The 1229-nt window shown below is 39.3% G+C and carries 1 protein-coding gene; it reads left to right on the top strand.

Annotation, left to right across the window (positions count from 1 at the left end):
- Window positions 1–19: 19 nt before the first annotated feature.
- Window positions 20–1229, top strand: a 1210-nt coding sequence (locus SAE01_RS24305; protein WP_147206427.1) for an APC family permease, incomplete at its 3' end; no start/stop codon positions are given.

Genomic DNA, 1229 nt, shown 5'->3' on the forward strand with positions numbered 1-1229 from the left:
TAAAAATCAACACAATAAAATGCACACAGACGAGGGCTTAAAACGCGTGATTGGAACGCTGGGCTTGACCTCCAACATCATTAATACTGTTATTGGTGCGGGTATATTTGTATTGCCAGCTTTGGTTAGCGAAGGCCTTGGACCATCCGGCATCCTTTCCTACCTGTTTTGTGGTTTTTTAATAACAATGGTAATGTTGTGCTTTGCAGAAGCCGGCAGTAAAATAATTATTACCGGTGGTGCTTATGCTTATATAGAAGCAGCATTTGGAAAGTATTTTGGTTTCATCACCACTAACCTTTTTATTTTTGGCGCTTCGTTAATGGCTACGGCCGCTGTGGCTAATGCGGTTGCAGATACACTCTCTTACTTGTTCCCCATATTTACAAATACAGCTTTCAGAGTCACTTTTTTTATTGTTTTATTTACTGGTTTAGCAATCATTAACGTGATGGGTGTAAAGCAGGGTATCGCCCTTGTTAAGCTAACAACATTTCTTAAACTTGCGCCGCTATTGCTGTTGATATTATGGGGAATTGCCAAAGTAAAAAACGACAATCTTATATGGAGCAATACACCTCCATTAGCTGACTTTGGGAAGATATCTTTAATACTTTTTTTTGCGTTTCAAGGAGCAGAAAATAGTTTGAGTGTAAGTGGTGAAGTAAAGACTCCGGAGAAAACAATTCCAAGAAGCATACTGCTAAGTATAATTGTAGTTCTGCTGATTTATCTGGGTGTACAAATGGTAACGCAAGGCGTTATGGGGGATGCACTGCCCTCTTTTAAAGAAGCGCCCCTGGCCGAGACAGCCAGAAATATTATAGGTCCTCTTGGTGTAACGATAATGATCTTAGGTGCAGCTATATCAATGTTTGGTTACTTAAGCAGCGATATTTTGAACATGCCCAGAGTATTGTTCCGTTCAGCAATAGATGGAGTTATACCGATAAAACCACTAGCTAAGACTCATCCCCATTTTGCAACACCCTACATTTCAATTATTGCATTCACAGCATTGGGCTGTGTGCTTTCTATTGCAGGAGGGTTTAGACAACTAGCCATACTCTCTACCTCTTCAGTCTTGCTCATTTATTTAGGTGTAGCACTATCAGTAATTAAATTAAGAGTTAAAGAAAAACGTGGAGTAGCAACATTTAAAATACCTGGCGGTCTCGTTGTTCCTGTATTGTCTGTGCTTATTATTATTTGGTTTTTAACCAACTTAA

It is taken from the genome of Segetibacter aerophilus, from assembly GCF_007991655.1.
In the GTDB taxonomy this organism is placed as follows: domain Bacteria; phylum Bacteroidota; class Bacteroidia; order Chitinophagales; family Chitinophagaceae; genus Segetibacter; species Segetibacter aerophilus.